This is a genomic window from Bacteroidota bacterium, from assembly GCA_016720935.1.
In the GTDB taxonomy this organism is placed as follows: domain Bacteria; phylum Bacteroidota; class Bacteroidia; order AKYH767-A; family 2013-40CM-41-45; genus JADKJP01.
Genome location: JADKJP010000001.1, coordinates 19,976 through 42,417, shown reverse-complemented (window position 1 = coordinate 42,417; position 22,442 = coordinate 19,976). Strand labels below are relative to the sequence as shown.

Below are 22,442 nucleotides of genomic sequence, written 5' to 3'. Positions count from 1 at the left end.
ATTGTGAATTGTAAAAATAAATAAAATTTGGGAATAATCAATTCCGGATCTGTTTAAAAGCTTCCGAAAGGCTGATTCTCTGCCCGTTTCGAAGCGCTACGATAAAGGCGTCCTTTACTCCTTTTTCGATCACTTCCTGCTTTAATTGCAATGCAGGGGCATATTCCGTGAAAGTTCCGGCATAGAAAATATGCAAGCCACGACTGTCTGTTTCCTGATTAATCCCCTTATCGCTGATCTTTAAGAAGGATTCTACCATCTGATAGGGAACGTTGTTTTTAAAGGCTCCCAATTGAACACGGAACACAATTCCGGGCTGAACTGCTGATTCATTTGCAGCAGGAACAACAGTCTCCGTTGTAGACCTCACCACTGGCTGGTTGCTCACAGCGGAACGGGAAGAAGCTGTCTGACCGAGACCGGCAAGAGAAATTCTTCTTCCATTTCTATAGACGATGATAAAGGCATCTTTAACACCCGTATTCACTGCGATCTTTTTGGCAGAATCAGCCTGAGCAAAATAATTGTAACGGCCATTTGTGAAACGGTACAAGCCCTTTGACAAAGGTTCGGTATACAATGGTTGTAAGGTGGTCAGGATAGCCGGCGGATTCTGATTTCTATAAACTCCAACCTGGACTGCATACAATACTTCTTCAGTGGCCGATGCACCTCCAGAACTAACAATCTTTGATGCATCCGATCCATAGAATTGTCTTGCATCATCATCCAGATTCTGTAAATTGGAAACATTAAACTCTTGCGCGATATCCAGAGTTTTCAACATGGCTATTTCACGAGCAGCTTGCTGTGCATAAGCGGCTCTCAAGGCTGACTCCTCACCATTTAATTTCAAATAAGCTTCACGTAATGAGATTCTTTTACCATTGAAATAAGCAACAACGAATGCATCCTTGAAGCCATTTTTTCTAAGATCCTGTTTCACGAGATTCGCAGGCTCAAAGGTTTTAAACATCCCCACACAATATCGGATCCAGCCCGGTCGGGTGTTTTCACCGGTTACAGGTTGTAAATTCTTAAACGTTTCATCCGGTATTGGTTTGTGGAATGCTCCAACCTGAATTTTAAAGACCAGACCTTCCGGTAAGGAAGGATTCATTGGAATCGGATTCAATGTGGAATATACCGGCGCGGCGCTACGACTGAAAACTTTCACAGCCATAGAGGTTTTTTCTTCTTCTGTGAGGACTACAGCCGGACCTGCGAGGATACTCTGGATTTCGGCAACCGGACTTCCATCCATTGCAGGAGTTGTGCCTGCATCATTTCCGGATGTCTTGTTTTCAGTATCTGAGTTGGTATTTACAGCAGCAGTATTTGCTGCAGTTTCCTGTTGCGGGTTTGTAATGTTGTCAGTGACTTGTTGAGCAGAGGTAGCTTGTTTCGTTGCAGAAGGAATCACCAGTTTACTTTTTACTGATTCCAATTGCCAGGTCAGGACTTTTACTTCAGAAGTTTTTTGCTGGGCTTCCGTAAACTTCTGCTTAGACAGTGCTTCTGTCTTTTGAGATGCCTTTCCTAACTTTTCAGCTTCTTTAAACAATTTATCCTTTTCTCCCTGGTCAGATGTACGATCAGCTTTTTCTAGCAGATCCAATTGTTTTTGCTTTTGTTCTACAGCCTTTTTATTCAGGTTAATGGCTGTAGCGAAAATATTAATCGTTTCTACCTGTGCGTTATTGATATCCTTTTGGATTTTAATATAACGAGGATATTCTTCTTTTGTAGTATCCAATTGTTCCTGTACTACCGGAGAAGATGTTGTCGCGGAAGTATTCCTCTCAGTTATTGCCCCTGCTTCTTTTTCCTGAGCTGCATTATTTGTTACAGGTTGAGAAACTGAAGATTGTTGAGAAGCTGGCTGTCCTGACTCATTGGATTGCTGAGTTTTGCTTTCAGCTAAAACATTTTGAGAAGGAGTTGTATTTTCTGTGTTTTCAGGTTTTACCGCCTTATTTGATTCGGGTTGAGTTGAAGCTGGTGTTGCAGATTTTGTATTCGAAGTTGTTGCCTGTGCCGGAACTTGATTTTTTTCGGTGTTTATTAATGCTACATTCTGAGAATTATTTCCTGAAGTAGGTACAGATTTTTCAACTGTGGTATTTTCATTTGCATTCGTTTGACCGGAAGTTGTATTCTTCTGATTGTTTTCAGTAGCAACTTGATCAACCGACTGTTTTGTTTGTGTGTTCTTTGTTTCGACAGTCTGTACAGACTGATTATTGCTAACCGTATTGGATGCCGGAACATTTTTCAAACTTTCTGAATCTGAATTATTCTCAGCAGGTTTCTTTTGCCCGGAAGCTGGCTTTACCTCAGCATTTTGAGCCGTATTTGATTCGGTAGATGTGATCGGAGTTTTTTGTTCAGTTGCCACTACCCTGTTTTCATCCGTATTTATTCCAGAATCAGAACCGGAGACCGAATTGTCCGGTGCGACAATAGCCGGATTTGAAACCGTCGAATTCTGTTTCGATGTCTGATTCGTATTTTCGCCTGACTTACTATCACTCACAACAGTTTGTCCATTCGTGATTTCGGCTTTTGAGTTATTGACAGAAGGTTCAGTTCCGTTTTGTTTCTGTGCAGTAACAGGAATTGTCTCAGTTGACTTGCCGGAAATTTGATTTGTCGGAGAACTACTTGCTTTTTGTTCAGAACGAACGGCAAGTTCAGATTGTCCCGAATTATTATTTTCCAGAGTACCTGAATCGGAATTTTGATTCCTGGCAGTTGTCTGTTTATTGTCTACAGTTGAATTATTACCGGTACCGCTCGTTGCTCCTTCGGGACTTTGAACTCCCGATGTTGTTGACACAGAATGATCTTTTCTTGCAGTGTTGGATGCACTTACAGTAGAAGCGTGTGTTGATGTATAGGTTTGAACCTTATTCTCAATTTCAGGGTCAATGCGTTTCGCATCTGCCAGTTGTTTTTGTGCCTCCTGCCAGTTTTGGATAGATTCACGACTAATTGAATTTGAAACTTCAATTAAACTGTCTCTCACCGGAGAAATTTTCATGGATGCAACACGCTTTTGCAAATTCTCTGACTGTGACGCCAGTGAACGAGAACGTGTCATTTTATCTTCGTAACCTTTATAAGCTATAACGGCTTCAGGTTTTACATCCGGAATGGCGTTGAAATCAACACCTGTTGTACTCGTCGTGCTTTCGTTTTGATTTACCGGTACACTGCTGGTGCGTAATGGTGATGTATTGCTATTTTCGTTTCGTTCAGTAGCAGGTTCATTATTAGCAGCAAGATTTTGTTGCGCATTGTTGCCTTGATTTTCAATTGATCCTTGCTGAGCCGAACCATCCTGATTCGTTTTCACTGTTCCTGCAACCTGATTTTGTTTGACCAAAGGCTTCGAAGGCTGTTGTGTTGAGGCCGTTTTGCCTGATTGATTATTCACATTTTCTACAGTATTCAATGCAACTTCTGAATTTGAAGGAACCACAGTATTCTTATCTGTTGCCGGGTTTTGACCATTCAAAGTTGAATTATTCCTTTCTTCAGTTTGCGCAGATTTGGTTTGTAGGTCAGCCTGCTCTCCTTTTGATTGAATCGGAGTTTCCGTTTTGTTCTCTGAAATTTGTTGATCAGCAGCCTTGTTTCCTGTATCCCCTGAAATCTGATTCTGTGCAGTACTCTGATCTGCGGTTTCGCTTCGCTTTTCACCGGAATTTACAGGTGAATTTGAAACAGCTGGAGAATCGGATGTAATACTGTTTTGTTTATTAGTTGTAGATGAAGTACCTGAAACATTGGATGGACTTTCATTCAATGCGATGTTATTTTCACCACTTGTTTTCTCGGCATTTTTCTCCGTTGCTTTATTTCCAGATGGTTCCGCAACAACCGGATTTGCAATTTTCCCGGATTTATGTTCCTCAGTTGAATTAGTTTGTTCCGCGGAAATATTTGATTTTGTTTCTGATGTTGAAACCTGATTATTGGTTGTTACATCACCTGATTTGCCTTGTTCATTTGTTTGAGGAAGGCCAGAATTTTCCGTTGCGGAAACTTCCTGCTGATTAGGATTTCCCGTCTCACTGACCGGAATATTTACAGTCTGTGAATTTCCCTTTATTGATTTTTGATTCTTCTTAGAAGAGTTATTTGCCAATGTCTTGTTTTGTTCATTTATTAAAACAATCTGTTTGGCATCCTGCAATGCAAGTCTGGCTTCTGCCTCCCTCTGTGAAGAAAGGTCCTCAAGCAAAGACGCCTGTTGTACCAGTTTTTCTGCTTCAGAACGGGAGTCTTCTGATTGGGTTAAAAGAGCATTGGCTTTTTCTTCGTCTTTACCTTTCGACTGTTCTGATTCTGTTTTAAGGACTATAGACAAACTATCTTTCTCCGTGGCCTGTGCCCGGAGCGATTGCGCCTCTTTCTTCAGACTGTCTGCTTCCATCTCCATGGAACGCGCATCATCAAAGGCAAGCTTCGCAAGTTCATCATTGCTTACATTCACATCTATTTCTTCCGCCTTTCCCTTTTCTTCAAGTGTAACTTCCCTGGTCCGTGTTGCTTCTTCCTGCTTCTGTTGAAGCTCATCAGGAGTCATATTCTTCTCCAGATAAGGATCGTACTTTTCTTTAGGGGTCTTTTTTGAAGAGCTTAATTCTTCTGTAGTATCTTCAGGCAAATCATTTGCTGCCATCTGTGAAGCCGGAATCGGATTGTTTACGTTCGTCTCTGTAACGGGAGATGTGCGTGTATTTTTACTGATTGTTTCATTGCTGATGTCGACAGGAGATTCTGTTTCTGTTTTAGTGACATTATCTTTTCCTGAAGGAGGTGCTACATATACAACTTCATTATCAATACGAACAGGAATCAAACTGCTGGTGTCGCGGTTGGTCACATCATATGCCTTGGATTTCGTTTCTGTTGGAACATCAGACACCGCCAGTGCACCCTGATTTGAACTTGCCGTGATTGGTGTAAAGAAATTGACGAGAGTCATTTCTTCCTTTTCTTTCGATTTGTTGAGCTTAACCTCCTGGCGCAGATTTGCCATTGGCATGGAAGGTATTTCAAAAGTCTCGGCATGCGGGACATAACTGCCACCTTCAACAAGAAGAGTGTATTCATGACCGGGTTCCAATACGAGTTCATATTTACCTGTCCTTGGATCCGTTCGAACTGAAGTGATAATCCCCCGGTCACTGGTGCGCAACACAGTTACACGGGCATCACGTCGGGTAACCTGGTCAAGTGAAAAATATGTACCGGAAATGGTAACATAGTTATTGCTTACATCCCCAACCTGAATTTTATTCAGCTGAATCTTCCCGCTCCCTGCATCCATCGCGGAAACATAAGTGGCAAGATCACCTTTCATGGAAGGCAAATACAAAAAGTCATCTTCAACAGTATTAATTGGAATACCTAAGTTCTGGGGTTCCGACCATTTACCCGTATTAAAATCAAACTGACTTTTAAAAATATCATACCCTCCGATACTGTTGTGGCCACGGCTACTGAAGTAAAGTGTTCTGTTGTCTTTATCGAGGTATGGGTAATCTTCATTCTCAACAGAATTTACAGTAGCCCCTAAATTTTCAGGCTCTCCCCACTGACCATTGGTCATCTTTCTTCTCAGATAAATATCCTTACCACCGGTAGTATTTTTCCCATAGCTCGCATAATAAATGATCTGTCCATCCTTACTCATAAACATGAGCGGATTTAGTTGAAGATCTTTATCCGTACCGGTAAGAAATTGTTCGGCAGTTGGAAGCAAACGTCCATTTGACTCGGAAAAATCATATGAATTGTAAAAATTTGTTCTGCTTATTTCCTGGCTGCTGAGAACAGCAACATTTCGTCTGGATTTTAGTAACTCCTCTGCATTGGTACAATTTCCAATCAATAAGTCGGCTTCGAATTTCTTTGCTTTCGCCTGACCTGCATTTTTCTTGAGTTGTTCGAAAGCATTTTTTGCATTCTGAAATTTCCCGGCATACATGTAACCACGTCCGAGGTAAAACCAGACATCCTGTTCCATGTTCGTCTGAATGGAAGCATATTCTAAATATCCAATTGCATTGACTTTCTCTTTGCCTGCTTTAATGAGGCAAACTCCGTATCGATAATTATAAATGGGATCTTTGGGATATAAACTCAGCAACTGAGAATAAACCGGCATGGCTGGTTCATACTCGCCTGAATTAAAAAATCGTTCCGCTTTTTTCTTCAAATCATTTTCAGAAGCAGTGTTGGTCTGTGCAGACACCACACCTGAAAGGAGCAGAACAATGAGAAAAATCCAATACTTTTTTCCGGCAATCATTTGTTGTACAAGAATATACTTAGACTATTATTATTTATACTCGAAAAGACCCGTTTAGTTTCTGGTAAAACTTGTTTTTCAGAAAGAAAACGTGGATTTTTAATAGCCCAATGCCATTTTTGAACAACTAATGATGTTTCTTTTTTAGCCTGGCCACAAAAAGTGTATCGGCTCCGATCGCTGAGCCTTCCAAATAATCCATGGAAATTACGGAAAAGCCAAAATTTTTCTCAAAAAACTGAATATTGCCTTCATTTTCTTTCTCAAAAATGGAACAAGTGATAAAAACCAATGTGCCAGAATTTTTTAGAGAAAGTGTAAGATTTGAGACAATTTTTCTCTGCAGAGGGACGAAATGCTTTGAGATCAATTCCGGATTGAAACTGATGAGGTTCTCAGGAGTTCTCGTCCAGGTTCCCGAACCTGAACAGGGAACATCAGCAATAATTCCATCAAACAAATCTTTGGATGAGCTTCCACTGGTATGCAACAGGTCCAGCATTTCAACACGAAATCCTCCGATCCCTGCCTTTGCCATTCTGAGTTTAAGGTTCATCAGAATGGACTCTCTGTTATCGGTCGATAGCAGGTCGACTCCCGGTTGCAGGTCTTTCAGCAAGAGGCTTTTCCCTCCCGACGCCGCGCAGGCATCCCACCATTTTTCACCCTCCCCGGCTCCAAAAAATTGCCCGGTTTTTTGAGAGTTCAGATCCTGTATTTCAAACCATCCTTTCTCAAAGGAAATAAGTGTGTTTAGAGCAATACTATTCCGGAAACCCAATGCCAGCGGCATTGAAGGCTCAGTGATGTATGAAATATTTTTTTCTGATAGTTCATTTTTAACATCCTCCAGAAATTTTCTTCGGACACGAATCCACACAAAAGGTTGCTTGAGGAAGGATAAATAAAAATCATCCTTATCAATCCGCGGAGACATTTCAGAGGAGAAAGGAAAAATCTCATCTACATTGAATTCCGGAAAAGTATTCCGGACAATCTGAATCTTTTGCTCAAGTGTTTTACCGGGATCTTCACCATTCAATCCGGGAACTTTTGAGAGCAAATAGTCCAGCGAAGGATAGGAATTAGTACTGCATAAAAAATTTGCTGTGGCCAGTCGGCTAATAAAATCAGCCCCAGGAATCGCATTACCGAGTCTGAAAAAATTGAACATCCATTCACGGGTTTCCCTGCGATCCCTACCCCCCATGTTTCTGTTTTGGGCGAAATAAGCCTTCAGGTAACGTGCCAATGGTTCCTCATGACGATATTCCTGTAACAGCTGTTCTACTTTTCTGATTCTGGCTTCTTCCCTCATGGTACAAAGAACGCAATACAATTCATAAGTGAAAAAGGATTTTTTCCACTACAATCTTATTACTTTTGAGTACTTGAATGCTAACATACTTTCGCCTGATGAAAATTTCAAGAGTGCACTTTCTGTTGTTTCCACTGATTGCCACCTTACTTTGTTCCTGCAGTCAACAAGAGAAGAAAAAGACTGAAACGGTAAAAAATCAAGAGGTAAAAATCCAAAAAGATAATTTCAAAACTGATTCAGTTTATGTATCTGTTTTAAGTTCAGACGGGCTTCAACATTTTTCAGTTTATCTGCCGGCCGGATGGAAACCAGAATTGCATTTACCTGTCATGATTTTCTTTGATCCCCATGCGGATGGTTCTTACCCTGTACAGAAATACAAAGGGCTCGCTTCAAAATTCAATTTCGTATTGATGGGTTCGAATGATGCGGAGAACGGAATGAATTTCGATCAGACCAATGCAATTGCCGGCAAACTCATCAATGAGGCAATCCTCCGTTTCTCATGCGATTCAAAACGGATAACTTTGTCGGGTTTTAGCGGTGGTGCAAAAGCAGCACTGGCAGCGGCAAGTACTCATCCTGAAGTAACGTCGGTTTGTTATTGCGGAGCAGCTTTCCCTGCGGGAAGTTTAACCAACATTCCTCCTGCTCTGGGATTTGCCGGGTTAAAAGACATGAATTACACTGAAGTAATTGCCTTCAATGCAGCTCTGGATTCGTTACCGATTCAATATGCTGTTGAAGAATGGACCGGCAAACATGAATGGCCGGATAGTTTATCATTTTCGGCGGCTTTTGCCTGGGCCTTATTGAAATCTACAGCAGTGAAAAATGAAGATCAAATCATATTGACTGAAGCTTTCCTTTCCGGATTTGAGAAAAGATCTAAAAGTGTCGACATTTTAGTAAAAGAAAAATCTATGCGTGAATTGATCGCCTTTACGAATGACATTACAATGAAATCAATTTACATCAGGCAACTTCAGACCCTTCGAAAGAATGCGTCCTTGATATCCAGAATAAAACAGGAAGAAACAATTTTCGCGAAAGAAAATTACTCGAAACAACAATATGTCCAGGCATTTGAAGCAGCGCCACTTTCCTGGTGGGAAACTGAAATCAATAAATTAAAAACAAATAAGAGTGATTATAGTCAGCAAAGACTTCTGGGATATATTTCCCTGGCGGGCTGGTCCTTTTCAAATAATGCATTGAAGCAGGGAAATTTAACCGCTGCTGAAAAATCAATTGCCATTTACGGACTCGCAGATCCTGAAAATCCGGAACAACATTTTTTTGAAGCCTGTTTGTTAGCAGCTAAACATGAAGACGATAAAGCAATAAATGCTTTGAAAAGATCCGTTGAACTTGGTTTGACAAAAAAATCCAAAGTAGAAAATGAACCGGCTTTCAGCGGTTTATTTTCCAGAAGCGATTTCCAGGAAATATTACGAAGCTTGAATTAACTTTTACTAAGGATTTATTCTTACGAAAGTCGGCCCAATGAAGTAAGAATATTTTTCTCAATTCTTTGTATTGGATTTGCAGTTTCCTGCTTTGGAAATTTCTCGCCAATTAGTTTCTCGTACAATTCAATGTATCTGCCGGATATCGTATCTACCCACTCATCTGACATTTCCGGAACAACCTGTCCTTCTTTTCCCTGGAAATTATTTTCGATCAGCCATTGGCGGACAAACTCCTTGGACAATTGTTTCTGTGCTTCACCTTTTTGCTGCCGTTCTTCATATCCATCCGCATAAAAATAACGTGAGGAATCAGGGGTGTGGATTTCATCAATCAGCGTAATAACATCACCCGATTTTCCGAATTCATATTTGGTATCGACCAGAATTAATCCTTGTTTTTCGGCAAGTTCTGAACCACGTTTAAAAATGGCATGGGTATAATTTTCCAAAGCTTCATAATCAGAACGATTGACAATTCCTTTCTCAACAATATCTTTTGCGGAAATATCCATATCATGTCCAAAAGCTGCTTTGGTAGTCGGAGTAATAATAGGACGAGGAAATTTATCATTCTCTTTCATTCCATCGGGCATTCTTACTCCGCAAAGCATGCGTTTACCCTGCTGATATTCTCTCCAGGCATGACCTGACAGATAACCACGAATTACCATCTCAACTTTGAAAGGGGAACAAACCTTTCCGATTGTCACATTTGGATCCGGTACATCAATAACCCAATTGGGAATTATATCAGCGGTAGCCTTCAGCATTTTCGCTGCGATGCCGTTCAGAACCTGTCCTTTGAAAGGAATTGCTCTGGGTAATACAACATCGAACGCGGAAATTCTATCACTCACAACCATTACCAGGTATTTATCCCTGATGGTATACACGTCTCTTACTTTTCCTTTGTAAAAGGCAGTCTGTCCGGGCAACTGAAAAGCTGTTTCGGGAATAGATTCAGCTATTGGATTCATTGTATTTGACATTGATTATTTGTTGTATGCTTCAATGATTTCTTTTACCAGTCGGTGACGTACAACGTCCTGAGAATCGAGGTAAATGAAATCCACACCTTTGATATTGGAAAGAATTTTAATCGCCTGAATCAATCCAGATGGCTGATTCCTTGGAAGGTCAATTTGGGTGACGTCACCAGTGACAATGAATTTCGCGGAAGGACCCATCCGTGTCAGGAACATTTTGAGCTGACTTTCTGTAGCATTCTGAGCCTCGTCAAGAATAACAAACGCGTTATCCAGTGTTCTTCCCCTCATGAAAGCAAGAGGTGCTACTTCGATAATTCCATTTTCAACATAGTTCTTCACCTTTTCGCCTTGTATCATATCGTACAATGCGTCATAAAGTGGCCTGAGGTAAGGATCAATTTTTTCCTTGAGATCGCCCGGCAGAAAACCAAGGTTCTCCCCTGCTTCCACAGCGGGACGTGTAAGAATGATCCGTTTGATCTCCCGATTTTTAAGAGCTCTTACGGCGAGTGCAACAGCAGTATAGGTTTTACCGGTTCCGGCAGGACCGATGGCGAAGACGATATCGTTCTTCTCCGAACTTTCCACCATTTTTTTCTGGTTCGCGGTTCGTGCCCGAACCATGATACCATTTTGTCCGAATACCAGAACATCCGTTGGTGGAGCCTGTGGTCCACCCTCCTTATTCGACTTATCTGCAAGGAAGTGTTCCACATTATCAGGAGTAAGGCTTCCGAATTTCTGATAATGCTGTATGAGACGGTTTATTTTTTCACTGAAGAGATGAATGTTTTTTTCATCTCCGATGACTTTAATTTCATTGCCTCTGGCCACCAGTTTCAGTTCAGGGAAATTTCGCCGGATTACTTCCAGGTTGCTGTCGTTAACACCGAAAAACTCAACGGGATTAAAGGTATCGATTGGAATGATTACTTCACTCAAGGTGCTAGGGTTTTAAGTTCAACATAAAATCTTCTATTCAGGCTAATAACATTCACTTGTGAATAGTCGATGGATATTACGTTTCAATACTACCTAAATCTAGTTACTTTTGGCTTCGCTGAAATTACAAGTTATCAACACAGCGCGTTTGAGCACCCGAAACGATGGCACTACTGACATTAACTACTGACTGGGGTTTACGGGATCATTACGTCGCTGCATTCAAGGGCGAATTGTTAGGTCTGTATCCGGAAATCCAAGTGCTTGACATTTCGCATGAGGTAGAACATTTCAATATTCTTCAGGCGTCCTTTATTCTTCGGAGTTCATTTCCATTTTTTCCTGCGGGAACGATACATTATATCGGCTTGTCAGGATCTGATCCGAGTCAGAAATCCCGGAACCCCGACTTTCTTATTGTGAATTCCAAGGGGCACACATTTATCGGTCAGGATAGCGGAATTTTTTCATTGCTTCTAGGCGATAGTCCCAAGGAAATTGTTCGTTTGAATTCAACAAACAACTACACCCCCGAAGAGCAATCAAAAAACCTGATGAATGCGTTGGTTCATCTGGTAAAAGGAAAATCTCCTGCTTTACTTGGAGAAAGTCAAAGTACATTGCATCAAAGTTACCTAGCTCAGCCGACTGTTGACAGTGACAGTATTCGGGGGACAATACTTTATATTGACTCATTTGGAAATGTGATTGTGAATGTTGAAAGGCAATTGTTTGAACAGGAAAGAAAATCAAGAGACTTTACTATTTACCTGAGAAAATCGATGTATGATATCAATAAAATAAGCAACAATTATCACGAAGTTGAAATTGGAGAAATTGTCGCATTATTTAACAGGGAAGGATTTCTGGAAATTGCCATCAACCACGATTCCGCTGCCCATTTGCTGGGTTTAAAAATGATGGATCCCATTCGAATTGAATTTTATGATCGTTAGAATTGTACAAATGACCTTCGAACCCGCTAAAACAGAGGAATTTTTGAAGGTTTTTAATAGTGTGAGCGACCAAATCCGTGCATTTCCGGGGTGCAGACACCTGGAGTTGTGGCATGCCCATGATCCGACAAATGTTTACATGACTTATAGCATCTGGGAATCTCAGCAAGCGCTGGACCATTACCGGTTTTCGGACTTGTTCAAATCGACCTGGTCGGCGACAAAAGTGCTCTTTTCAGCGCCACCACTGGCTTTCAGCCTTGAGAAAAGCTGGCCGACAAGTAGTTAAAATTACCGAAAACCTTGTCAGGAAAGGATTTTATAGGTAACATTGTGTAACCAAATGGATTTCAAAAAGCACGTTTCTTGAATTACCGTTATTTTCACAGGGAATTATCTTACGCTCGCCAATTTTGTGTGGCGCTTTACATAAGAATTTAAGTCTTCGACTTAGCAATAGCCTATTTTTACAAAATATTCAAATAAGCAAAACAAACCAACCCAATAACAACGATGATGAAAACAATCTACACAGCTTGCATTAACAGGGTTCTGCGATTAAGGATAGCTCTGTTGTTTCTAGTTGCCACGGTGTTCACCGCAAACGACACGTTTGCGAGTCACATGGCAGGAGCCGATCTGACGTACGAGTACATTGGCAATGGCCAATATCTCGTAACATTCACACTTTACCGTGACTGTTTTGGTATTCCTGCACCAACAACTGAGTCTCTTACATTGAGCTCTGCAACATGTAACAACTTTTCTCAGTTCTTCACACTGGATGCGGTGCCGGGAACAGGTCAGGAAATTACCTATACCTGTGATGGTACATTGACAACTTGTAACGGTGGTACAGCTCCTGGTATTCAGGAATGGCAGTACCAGACTATCGTTACAGTTCCTGCTCAGTGTCCGGATTGGGTGTTTAGTGTTTCAGACTGCTGCCGTAACCAGGCCATCACTACAATTGCAAATGCAAGCGGTGATAACCTGTATATCGAAGCGTACCTTAACAACACCATTTTCGATAACAACTCACCAACTTTCTCAAACGTTCCGATCGCTTTCGAATGTATCGGTCAGAACAATTTCTACAACCATGGTGTGATTGATGCTGATGGTGATTCACTCGTTTATTTCTTCATTCCTCCAAGGAATGGTCCGAACGATCCACTGGCTTACAACCCTACTTACACCATTGCTAACCCTATCACTTCAATTCCTGCAGTAAGTATCAACCAGCAGACCGGTGATATCGCTATGCATCCTACACAATCTGAAATCGGTGTCATCGCGATTTTGGTTCAGGAATGGAGAAATGGCGTACTGATCGGAAGCGTAATGCGTGATATGCAGATTTATACTGTTCAGTGTAACAACACTCTTCCTTCAGCAACAGGTATCAACGGTACAACAGATTTTACTACTACATCATGTATCGGTGGTCAACTTTGTTTCGATGTAATCTCTGCTGATACTGATCCGAACGATACATTAACAATGACCTGGAATCAGGCAATTGCCGGAGCTACATTCACTACTACAGCAGGCCCTCGTCCTGTTGGTCATTTCTGCTGGGCACCAACCCCTGCTGATGCACGTCCGCAACCTTACACATTCACTGTGACTGTTCGTGACAATGCATGTCCTTCAAATGGTGTTCAAACTTACTCTTACTCAATCACTGTTTCCAATATGTCAGTGGCTGTAACATCTACACCTTCTGTTGCATGTCATGGCGATCATAACGGATCAGCATCCGGAACTGCTACCGGAAATCTTCCTCTCAGCTATGTCTGGACAACACCTTCCGGTGAATTGTTTACTCCTTCGATCTCTCACCTTAGCGCAGGTAATTATTCAGTGAATATTACCGATGCCAATGGTTGTGTTGGAACTGAATATTTCACTATTGCTGAACCGGCGCCTATCAGCCTGACTCTTTCCAGTGTTGACGCAGGTTGCGGAAGTCTTTTTGGTGAAGCAAGTGTTGCCGCTGCTGGTGGTACAGGTGCTTATTCTTACCTCTGGAATGACGCGAATGCACAAACAACTGCTACTGCAACAGCACTTACTACCGGAAACTATTCAGTAGTTGTTACTGATGCAAACGGTTGTCATGCCGGTGGTTCTGTTGACGTACTCGGTGGACTTCCAGTTTCTGCGACTATTTCTTCTACTCCTGCTACTTGTGTTGCAAACGATGGTTCAGTTACCGTTGTGGTAACCGGTGGTAGTGGCGATTTCAACTTCGCTTGGACTCCTAACGTTAGCTCAACTTCAAGTGCAAGCAACCTGACTGCAGGTGCTTATGATGTTGTTGTAACAGATAACCAAACCGGTTGTATCATCAACCTGACCTCAATCGTTAACAACTCTTCAGGTATTACAGCTTCAATTACCGGTGCTACTGACGCTACTTGTCAGAACGGTGAAGATGGAACTGCTTGTGTAGTTGGCTCAGGCGGAATCGCTCCATACACTTATGACTGGATGCCTAACGGTGACACCACTGATTGCGTGAGCAACCTTTCTCCGGGAACGTATACTGTACGTGTTACAGATTACACAGGTTGTAGTGCTTATGCATCTGTAACTATCGGTTACATTAATGCTTCTCCTGCAGTTGAACTTGGTCCGGATACAGTTGGATGTATCGGCACAACAATCACTCTGGATGCAGGTGCAGGTTATGCAAGCTACCTCTGGTCTGACAATAGTACTGGCCAAACTCTGGATGTAAGCGCTGACGGTATCTATTCTGTTCTGGTGACAAATGCTGCCGGTTGTGAGAATTTTGATGCAGTGAATGTTACATTCATCAGCTGTCAGACTCAGCGTCCGGTTATTCACCACGCGAATAACACCCAATCATTCACCCTTTCTCCAAATCCGGCTCACGGAAATGTGGTTATCGGAATCGCTAAAATCAGAAACACTGATGTTACCGTAACAATCTCTGATATCATTGGAAATAAGGTGTTCATGTCTAAAGAAACTGCTGATTACAACTTTAACAAAACCATCGACATTCATGAATTGCCTGCCGGTGTATATATGGTAAAAGTTGAATATGCAGATCAGGTAACAACTACACGTCTTATAAAAGAATAATTCCAAGAAAGTTTTATTAAAAAGGTCGTCCTCATCAGACGACCTTTTTTTTATGCCTGATTTTCAAAAACAACCTTTTTCATTCAATTTCAAAGGTTTTAAAATTGCCACTGAAGAGCTTTTTACCTTAAAAAAACCTCCATTTACTATCTATTTCCAGGTGTAAACAGAAGATTATTGATCCGGGCATGAACCAGGGTTATTTTGCCTTTGTTCATTTAACCCTGATTTATGATCCAAAAACAAATCAAAGCAAAGCGTGATGTAAAATCTAATAAAGTGCTGATATTTAGCATTTTATTTACACTTACAACACTCCTCCAGCAGAGCTTCGCGTCCGGCAACAGAAAAGAAGTAACAGTTGATCCGGCTGTCAGCCATCTGATTGTAAGTGGAATTGACGGTACTGAGGATTTCAATACCAGAGTATGTCCTGGTGCCGCTTTGTGCTTTGATGTTTTCACAGATTTGGTTTTTGACAACCAGTCAGTAGTAATGTCATGGGACGCAGCCATTCCCGGGGCGAGTTTTAATGTTGAAGGAAAATCTGCTCCGGTAGGTCATTTTTGCTGGACTCCTGCGGCATCTGACGCCAGGACCGAACCGTATAATTTTACCGTGAGTACCTATGATGAGAATGGCCTTCTCAGCAATAGAAAGGATCAGATTTACAGCATTTTCGTAACTACCCCAAGTATTTCCTTGCAAACAACCCCAGTGAGCTGTTGGGGCAAAATGGATGGTTCTGCAACTATTATAAACCTGAATGGAGAAGAAAACCTCCAGTATTTCTGGTCTCATACAGATGAAAATCTACCCGCAGTAAAAGGACTGGCAGGAGGTTATTATTCGGTAGTGGTGAGTGACGAATCCGGCTGCAGTACAAATGCCTCCTTTTTCATTGACGAACCACAAAAATTGGAGATTGCAACAAGCTCTACTCCTTCTGATTGTCATTCAGGTACCGGAACCGCACGTGCGCTTGTTTCAGGCGGAACCATGCCTTACCACTATTCGTGGCTTCCGGGAAACGCTGATGAAGCACAAATTGAAGGATTAAATTCCGGCTGGTATACGGTTAATATTGAAGATGCAAACGGTTGCAGGAGTTCCTCTCAGATAAAAATAGGTGGCAATGGTCCGGAAGTAGAAATAGCAAGCGTAAACCCGGCAAGTTGCGAAGATTCACATGATGGGTCTGTTCAGCTAAACCTGAAGTCCACCGGAAGCCATGTAACAGTTGAATGGAAACCGGAAGGCGGACATGAACTGAGTGCTACCGGTTTGGCTCATGGCAATTATGAAGCAATCATCGTTGACGAATATGGTTGCTCCTTCACGCAGACTGTATCGATAGGGTTCAAGCATCGCCTGCCGACTCTTGATCTGGGTAACGACAAAATCATAGGGAATAACGAAACGATTGTCCTGGATGCAGGCGCAGGCTTTAGCAGCTATTTATGGTCTGATAACTCCATGGATGAGTTCCTGGAAACCAATCACCCGGGGACCTATTCCATTCTTGTCACCGATGAATTCGGTTGCCAGTCGATTGAAGCAGTAGAGCTTCGTTCTGTTAATGATACGGATGCTGATAATTCCATGAATCAGGAGACATTATTATTGTACCCAAACCCGGCGAGTGAATCTGTCTTTTTAAACTTTTCCAATCCTGACAAGGAATTGGTTTCAATTGATGTTTATACGCTGTTAGGATCCCGTATTCCAGCAAAGCACGTTGAGACAAAATCCAATAGCGGTGAATTGAATGTGCATGACCTCAGTTCCGGAATTTATCTTATCCATGCTAAATGTGGTGAAATGGTGTATGCTGCCCGACTTGTCAAATTATAATTCGCGGATGCCAATTGCTGTTTCTCTGTAAAAATATTATTGACGTGTATACATCAAAAAAAACTACTTTTGGGGGCTAATTTAGTCCTGTGTTCGCACTGTTAAAAAAAGAAATCGACAGCTTCCTCAATTCCCTGATAGGATATGTTGTCATCCTTGTTTTTTTATTGAGTATTGGTCTGTTCCTTTGGGTATTTCCTGGTACGGAATTTAACCTTGTCGAAAACGGGTACGCGAACCTGGATCCTTTGTTCATTCTTGCTCCATGGCTTTTCCTCTTCCTGATCCCGGCAATCACCATGCGGATGTTTGCCGAAGAAAATAAAACAGGAACGATCGAACTTCTGCTCACCCGACCTTTGACAGATTTTCAAATTGTCTTCGCGAAATATGCTGCTGCGGTAATGCTGATTTTATTTTCAGTACTCCCTACTATCGTTTATTACATTACTGTTTACAAAATCGCATCCCCTGCGGGAAATATAGACACTGCGGGGATTGCCGGATCGTATCTTGGACTTCTGTTTTTATGCAGCGGCTTCGCTTCGATCGGGATTTTCGCATCCGCCCTTACCAATAACCAGATCATTGCATTTATCCTTTCAATGCTGTTGTGCTTTTTCTTTTATTCAGGATTTGATTTTCTTTCCTCGCTCACCACTTCCACATTTGCCGGCAACATTTTCAGTTATTTCGGAATTTCCCGTCATTATGCTTCCATGAGCCGGGGTGTTATTGATACCAGGGATCTTGTTTATTTCATTTCGCTGACTGTTTTTTTTCTCCTGCTTGCAAAATTTATCCTTGAAAAAAGAAAATGGTAATCCTCTTTCTCTAACCGATCCACATGGCCTCCAGGAACCTGAAAAAACAAAGTCTGCTACAGCTTTTCTTATTGCTGTTGATTCTTGTATTTGCAAATATCGTTGCAGGCTCGTTGTTCACGCGTTTCGATCTTACATCTGAAAATAGATATTCACTTTCGTCTTCTTCAAAAAAGATCGCAGGAAATCTGAAAGATATAGTGCTCTTTAAAATATATCTTGATGGTGATCTACCTCCTGGATTCAAACGACTGCGAAACAGTACCCAGGAATTACTGGATGAATACCGGATTTACTCAGGTGAAAATATCCAATACGAGTTTATCGATCCGTCTTCGAATCCGGATGAAAAGGAACGGGTTCAGTTGTACAAACAACTTTCTGAAAAGGGGCTCACTCCTACCAACCTTGAAGAAAGAGACAAAGACAGTCGTTCCCAGCGTCTGGTTTTCCCGGGTGCCATTGTTTCCTACAAATCACGATCTGTTCCTCTTCAATTACTCAAGAGTAAAATCGGAACCGAACCCGAGGTAATGTTGAACAATTCGATTGAAGGTCTGGAATATGAAATCACTTCGACTATTCGAAGGCTGACCAATGATGTCGCACAGGGCGTCGCTTTTCTGCAGGGCCACGATGAACTGAATACAAAACAGATCACCGATATCGCCAAAAGTCTTAGTGAATATTATTCGATTGATACTGTTACAATCGATGGCCGACTGGATGCACTGAAACACTACAAAGCCCTGATCATTGCAAAACCAATGCTCGCTTTTACTGAGAAGGATAAATTTATCATTGATCAGTTCATCATGCATGGTGGCCGTGTGTTGTGGCTGATTGACCGTATGGAGATCAATATGGACAGCCTTGTTGAAACCAGCACCAATATTGCCATTGCCAATGATCTGAATCTGGATGACCAGCTCTTTCACTACGGTGTTCGTGTAAATCCGAATCTTGTCATGGATTTGCAGGCGGCTCCCATTCCCGTTGTAACAGGCATGGTTGGCAATCAGCCCAAGCAGGATCTGTTTCCATGGTTTTATTTTCCACTCCTTAACCCGATCAGCAAGCATCCGATTGTAAACAATCTGAACGCGATCAAAGGTGAATTTATGAGTACGGTAGATACTGTAGAAGCTGAAAATAACCGAAAAACCATTTTACTCACGACATCCAAATATTCCAAAGTACAGTTTCCTCCTGCCAGGGTGAGTTTGAATATCCTCCGTGACCAACCGGATCAACTGGAATACAACAAGCTCTACCTCCCTGTCGCGGTATTACTGGAAGGAACTTTTCATTCTAATTTTACAAACAGGATTCCATCCGCGATTGCTGAAGCAAAAGAAATAGGATTCAAGCCAATCAGCGACTCGACCAAGATGATAGTTGTATCGGATGGCGACATCGCGGCTAGTCATGTCAGTAAAAAAGGTACCATTTATCCTTTGGGTTATGATCGTTATACTCAACAAACGTACGGCAACAAAAATTTCATACTAAACTGTGTTGACTACCTTTGTGATGATTCAGGCATCCTGGAATTGAGAGGAAAGGAATTCAAATTGCGATTGCTGGATACATCGAAAACAGAAAATCCCGGCTTCCTTAGCTGGACAAATGTGTTGTTGCCGGTTACCTTAGTTTTTCTTTATGGATTGATCAGAATCTGGCTCCGTAAGAAAAAATATACGAGATAATTTTACTAAAAAATTTATGCTTTAGTATTATGAGAAAAAACAGAATTTTAATTCTGCTCACAGTTTTGCTGGGAATTCTGGCAGTTTATTTTCTTTTTCGTAATGACAAGAGTTCGTTCAAAAAAGAACTCAGGGATTTTGCTGTAAAGGATACTGCCGCGATTTCTAAAATTTTCCTTGCTGACAGAAATGGAAATTCCATCACACTTGATCGAATGCAAGATGGTAATTGGCTGGTGAATGAGAAATTTGCCGCCAGAAAAGATTTGTTGCAAAGTCTGATGACAGCGATCTACAAAGTAGACGTAAAAGAAAATGTCACTCGTTCAGCATATAACAACACTATAAAATCGCTTTCTACTTCAGGAGTTAAATGTGAAATCTATCTTCACAACGAGGACAAACCATTCAAAGTGTATTATGTTGGAGGATCTACTCAGGATGTATTGGGAACATACATGATGCTCGAGAACTCCAGTGCTCCATTTATCACTGAGATACCCGGTTTCAATGGCTACCTCACTCCACGGTATTGTCTCAATTTAAATGACTGGAAAGATCCGGTGTTGTTCAAATACACTCCTGATCAAATTCAAAAAATTGAAATTGATTATGCTAAATTCCCCGAAAGGAATCTGTTTCTTCAACGGAACGGAAATAAGTTTCTTGTTTCGGTGAATGCAAGCACTCCCGGCATTCGCAGAGTTGATTCAGTTGCTGTAGACAATTACCTGGAATTGTACAGAAACCTGTATTATGAAAGTCAGGAAAGTGATCTCAACGCTGCTCAACACGACTCTTTGAAACAAACAACTCCGATTTGTTCAATTGGAGTAACTGATGTTCAGGGTAAAAACAGATCGCTGATTATTTTCCCTATGCCACTGAGTGAAAAATCCCTCACACGTCAGGACACTTTGGGTAATCCCTTGAAATACGATGTCGACCGAATGATTGGATTTCTTGAAAATGAAAGTGAATGGGTTGTAATTCAGCACTATACATTTGACAGAATTTTCAGATCCTCCATAGATTTCGACATGGATCGCAGGAAGCAAATGAAAAATAGCTTTTAAAAAAGCAATCTGAAGATTCGCTTTTGTTGATATTTTCTAATTTCCCTGCTGTTCTTTTCTTTGCAGTTTAGATCGAATGAATTAGGTTTGTGTGCATCAAAGTGGAGAGCTAAAGCGGGCTCATTTTCAACCAATTTCAACATTTAATTTGGACCGGGATTAATTTTCCGGGAAGAAAAAAATGAAGAAAAAATTTATCGAGAAACAATGAAATTTATCGTATCAAGTCAGACTCTTTTAAAGCAATTGCAACAAATCAGCGGGGTTTTGAATTCAAGCAACCCTCTCCCTATTCTTGACAATTTTTTATTTATTGTTGAGAAAGGAACTTTGATGATTTCCGCATCTGATCTTGAGTCTACAATGACAACACAAATTAGCCTGATTGAAGGAAAACAAGGTGGTAAAATTGCAGTTCCCGCAAAAATCTTACTGGAAACTTTAAAAACATTTCCGGAACAACCTTTGACTTTCATAATTGATGACAAGACGCATGGAATTGAAATTGTTTCTGATTTCGGGAAATACAAACTCACCGGTTTTGACGGAGAAGAATTCCCAAAGGTTCCCGCGATGGATGGAGGAAAATCCCTCGAGATTGCAGCAGGTGTGATGCAAAATGCGATAAGCAAAACTTTATTTGCCACAGGCAATGATGAATTACGACCGGTAATGTCAGGTGTATTTTGCCAATTGAGTAAAGAAAACATCACTTTTGTTGCGACTGACGCGCACAAACTTGTTCGTTACAGAAGGTCTGATTCAAAATCAAAATCTGAAGGCGCATTTATTGTGCCCAAGAAACCATTGAATCTTCTTAAGAATATCATTTCAGACGCTGAAGAAAAAATCAAAATCAGTTATACCGATAGTAACGCATTTTTTGAATTTGGAAACTACTCGCTGATCTGTCGTTTGATCGATGGAAGATATCCAAATTATGAAGCAGTGATTCCTGTTGATAATCCAAACAAACTCACCATTAGCCGTCAGGCATTGTTGAATTCAGTGAGAAGGGTTTCCATCTTTTCGAATAAAACAACACACCAGGTTCGTTTGAAAATCAATGGCAGCGAACTGCATATCAGTGCTGAAGATCTTGACTTCGCGAATGAAGCAAATGAACGACTCAGTTGTCAGTATGCGGGAGAAGATATGGAAATCGGGTTTAACGCGCGTTTCCTGAGTGATATGCTGAGTAACCTTGAATGCGATGAAGTCACTGTGGAAATGTCAGCCCCCAACCGGGCAGGTATCCTTGTTCCGGCAAATCCTGAAAATAAAGACGAGGATATTCTTATGCTTGTAATGCCTGTGATGCTGAATAACTAAGAATTAAAATCATTCTATAAAAGAAAAGCCCTGCCTGGTTGATACAAGCAGGGCTTTTTTATTTCACTTCGCTCACCTGTGTTCCATGCCATAGTTTTGCTGACCGGCAGAGTTGTCTGAATTCATCGTGTTTTCGTGCGGGACCAGGAGAAAAATAAAAACTGCGAGTCCGATACAGAAGAGAATGAACATCAGATTGAATGTGCTAAGCTTTTTCATGATTGATTAGTTTACAATTTGCGCCATGAGGATTGTCGATTCATTCACAGGGCGACCCAGTTTCATTGGAGCATCCATTTGATGATGTGAACGTGCCGATTGATAGGCAACTACGTTTTTCGCCGGAATGAAATAGTATTCAATTTTTGCTTCCGGAATGTTGTAACGTGATACGATCATTCCTTCGTCAGTATTCCCGTCAATGAAAGTGAATTTACCAGTTTGACTGATCAGGTTTTGCATTTCGCGTATACTCATTGTTTGTTTTGTTTTAGGGGGTGAATGATTATGAAACAAAAGTATACC

15 protein-coding genes are annotated in these 22,442 nt (G+C 41.3%); 9 read left to right on the top strand and 6 right to left on the bottom strand.

Annotated features, from left to right (window positions below; translation table 11 throughout):
- Positions 1 to 37: 37 nt before the first annotated feature.
- Both IPP86_00180 and IPP86_00175 read right to left on the bottom strand, forming a co-directional pair.
- Positions 38 to 6,325: a PD40 domain-containing protein gene (locus IPP86_00180; GenBank protein MBL0136931.1), complete on the bottom strand. Its 6,288-nt coding sequence runs from the start codon at positions 6,323 to 6,325 to the stop codon at positions 38 to 40.
- 127 nt (positions 6,326 to 6,452) lie between these two features.
- Complete coding sequence (locus IPP86_00175) at positions 6,453 to 7,643, bottom strand: RsmB/NOP family class I SAM-dependent RNA methyltransferase (protein ID MBL0136930.1); 1,191 nt, start codon at positions 7,641 to 7,643, stop codon at positions 6,453 to 6,455.
- 98 nt (positions 7,644 to 7,741) lie between these two features.
- Here IPP86_00175 and IPP86_00170 point away from each other — a divergent pair, with 98 nt between their 5' ends.
- Positions 7,742 to 9,115, top strand: a complete 1,374-nt coding sequence (locus IPP86_00170; GenBank protein MBL0136929.1) for a hypothetical protein — start codon at positions 7,742 to 7,744, stop codon at positions 9,113 to 9,115.
- 20 nt (positions 9,116 to 9,135) lie between these two features.
- Here the strand turns inward: IPP86_00170 and IPP86_00165 are convergent, their stop codons facing one another.
- Positions 9,136 to 10,095 (bottom strand): phosphoribosylaminoimidazolesuccinocarboxamide synthase, encoded by a 960-nt coding sequence (locus IPP86_00165; GenBank protein ID MBL0136928.1) that lies wholly within the window; start codon positions 10,093 to 10,095, stop codon positions 9,136 to 9,138.
- 15 nt (positions 10,096 to 10,110) lie between these two features.
- Complete coding sequence (locus IPP86_00160; protein ID MBL0136927.1) at positions 10,111 to 11,049, bottom strand: PhoH family protein; 939 nt, start codon at positions 11,047 to 11,049, stop codon at positions 10,111 to 10,113.
- Between the two features lie 164 nt (positions 11,050 to 11,213).
- On the opposite strand from IPP86_00160, the gene IPP86_00155 reads away from it, so the two are divergent.
- The 8 genes from IPP86_00155 (at position 11,214) to dnaN (ending at position 21,917) form a co-directional block, all read left to right on the top strand.
- Positions 11,214 to 12,005: an SAM-dependent chlorinase/fluorinase gene (locus IPP86_00155; GenBank protein MBL0136926.1), complete on the top strand. Its 792-nt coding sequence runs from the start codon at positions 11,214 to 11,216 to the stop codon at positions 12,003 to 12,005.
- Positions 11,995 to 12,294 (top strand): antibiotic biosynthesis monooxygenase, encoded by a 300-nt coding sequence (locus IPP86_00150; protein ID MBL0136925.1) that lies wholly within the window; start codon positions 11,995 to 11,997, stop codon positions 12,292 to 12,294. Before IPP86_00155 ends, IPP86_00150 begins: the two co-directional genes overlap by 11 nt.
- A 227-nt stretch (positions 12,295 to 12,521) precedes the next feature.
- Positions 12,522 to 15,122, top strand: coding sequence for a T9SS type A sorting domain-containing protein (locus IPP86_00145; protein MBL0136924.1), 2,601 nt, complete (start codon positions 12,522 to 12,524; stop codon positions 15,120 to 15,122).
- A gap of 231 nt (positions 15,123 to 15,353) precedes the next feature.
- Positions 15,354 to 16,976 carry a T9SS type A sorting domain-containing protein gene (locus IPP86_00140; protein MBL0136923.1) on the top strand — a complete coding sequence of 541 codons (1,623 nt, stop codon included), beginning with the start codon at positions 15,354 to 15,356 and terminating at the stop codon, positions 16,974 to 16,976.
- A gap of 89 nt (positions 16,977 to 17,065) precedes the next feature.
- The gene (gldF, locus tag IPP86_00135; GenBank protein ID MBL0136922.1) at positions 17,066 to 17,800 is read left to right on the top strand and encodes a gliding motility-associated ABC transporter permease subunit GldF; all 735 of its coding nucleotides are present in this window, start codon (positions 17,066 to 17,068) and stop codon (positions 17,798 to 17,800) included.
- A gap of 23 nt (positions 17,801 to 17,823) precedes the next feature.
- Positions 17,824 to 19,509: a gliding motility-associated ABC transporter substrate-binding protein GldG gene (gene gldG, locus IPP86_00130; protein MBL0136921.1), complete on the top strand. Its 1,686-nt coding sequence runs from the start codon at positions 17,824 to 17,826 to the stop codon at positions 19,507 to 19,509.
- A 29-nt stretch (positions 19,510 to 19,538) separates the two neighbouring features.
- Positions 19,539 to 20,585 (top strand): DUF4340 domain-containing protein, encoded by a 1,047-nt coding sequence (locus IPP86_00125; GenBank protein ID MBL0136920.1) that lies wholly within the window; start codon positions 19,539 to 19,541, stop codon positions 20,583 to 20,585.
- A gap of 207 nt (positions 20,586 to 20,792) precedes the next feature.
- A complete protein-coding gene (dnaN, locus tag IPP86_00120) occupies positions 20,793 to 21,917 on the top strand; it encodes a DNA polymerase III subunit beta (protein ID MBL0136919.1) in 1,125 nt (374 codons plus the stop codon).
- Between the two features lie 72 nt (positions 21,918 to 21,989).
- Here the strand turns inward: dnaN and IPP86_00115 are convergent, their stop codons facing one another.
- Together IPP86_00115 and IPP86_00110 are read right to left on the bottom strand one after the other, a co-directional pair.
- Positions 21,990 to 22,136, bottom strand: coding sequence for a hypothetical protein (locus IPP86_00115; GenBank protein ID MBL0136918.1), 147 nt, complete (start codon positions 22,134 to 22,136; stop codon positions 21,990 to 21,992).
- A 6-nt stretch (positions 22,137 to 22,142) separates the two neighbouring features.
- A complete protein-coding gene (locus tag IPP86_00110) occupies positions 22,143 to 22,394 on the bottom strand; it encodes a hypothetical protein (GenBank protein ID MBL0136917.1) in 252 nt (83 codons plus the stop codon).
- Positions 22,395 to 22,442: the final 48 nt, after the last annotated feature.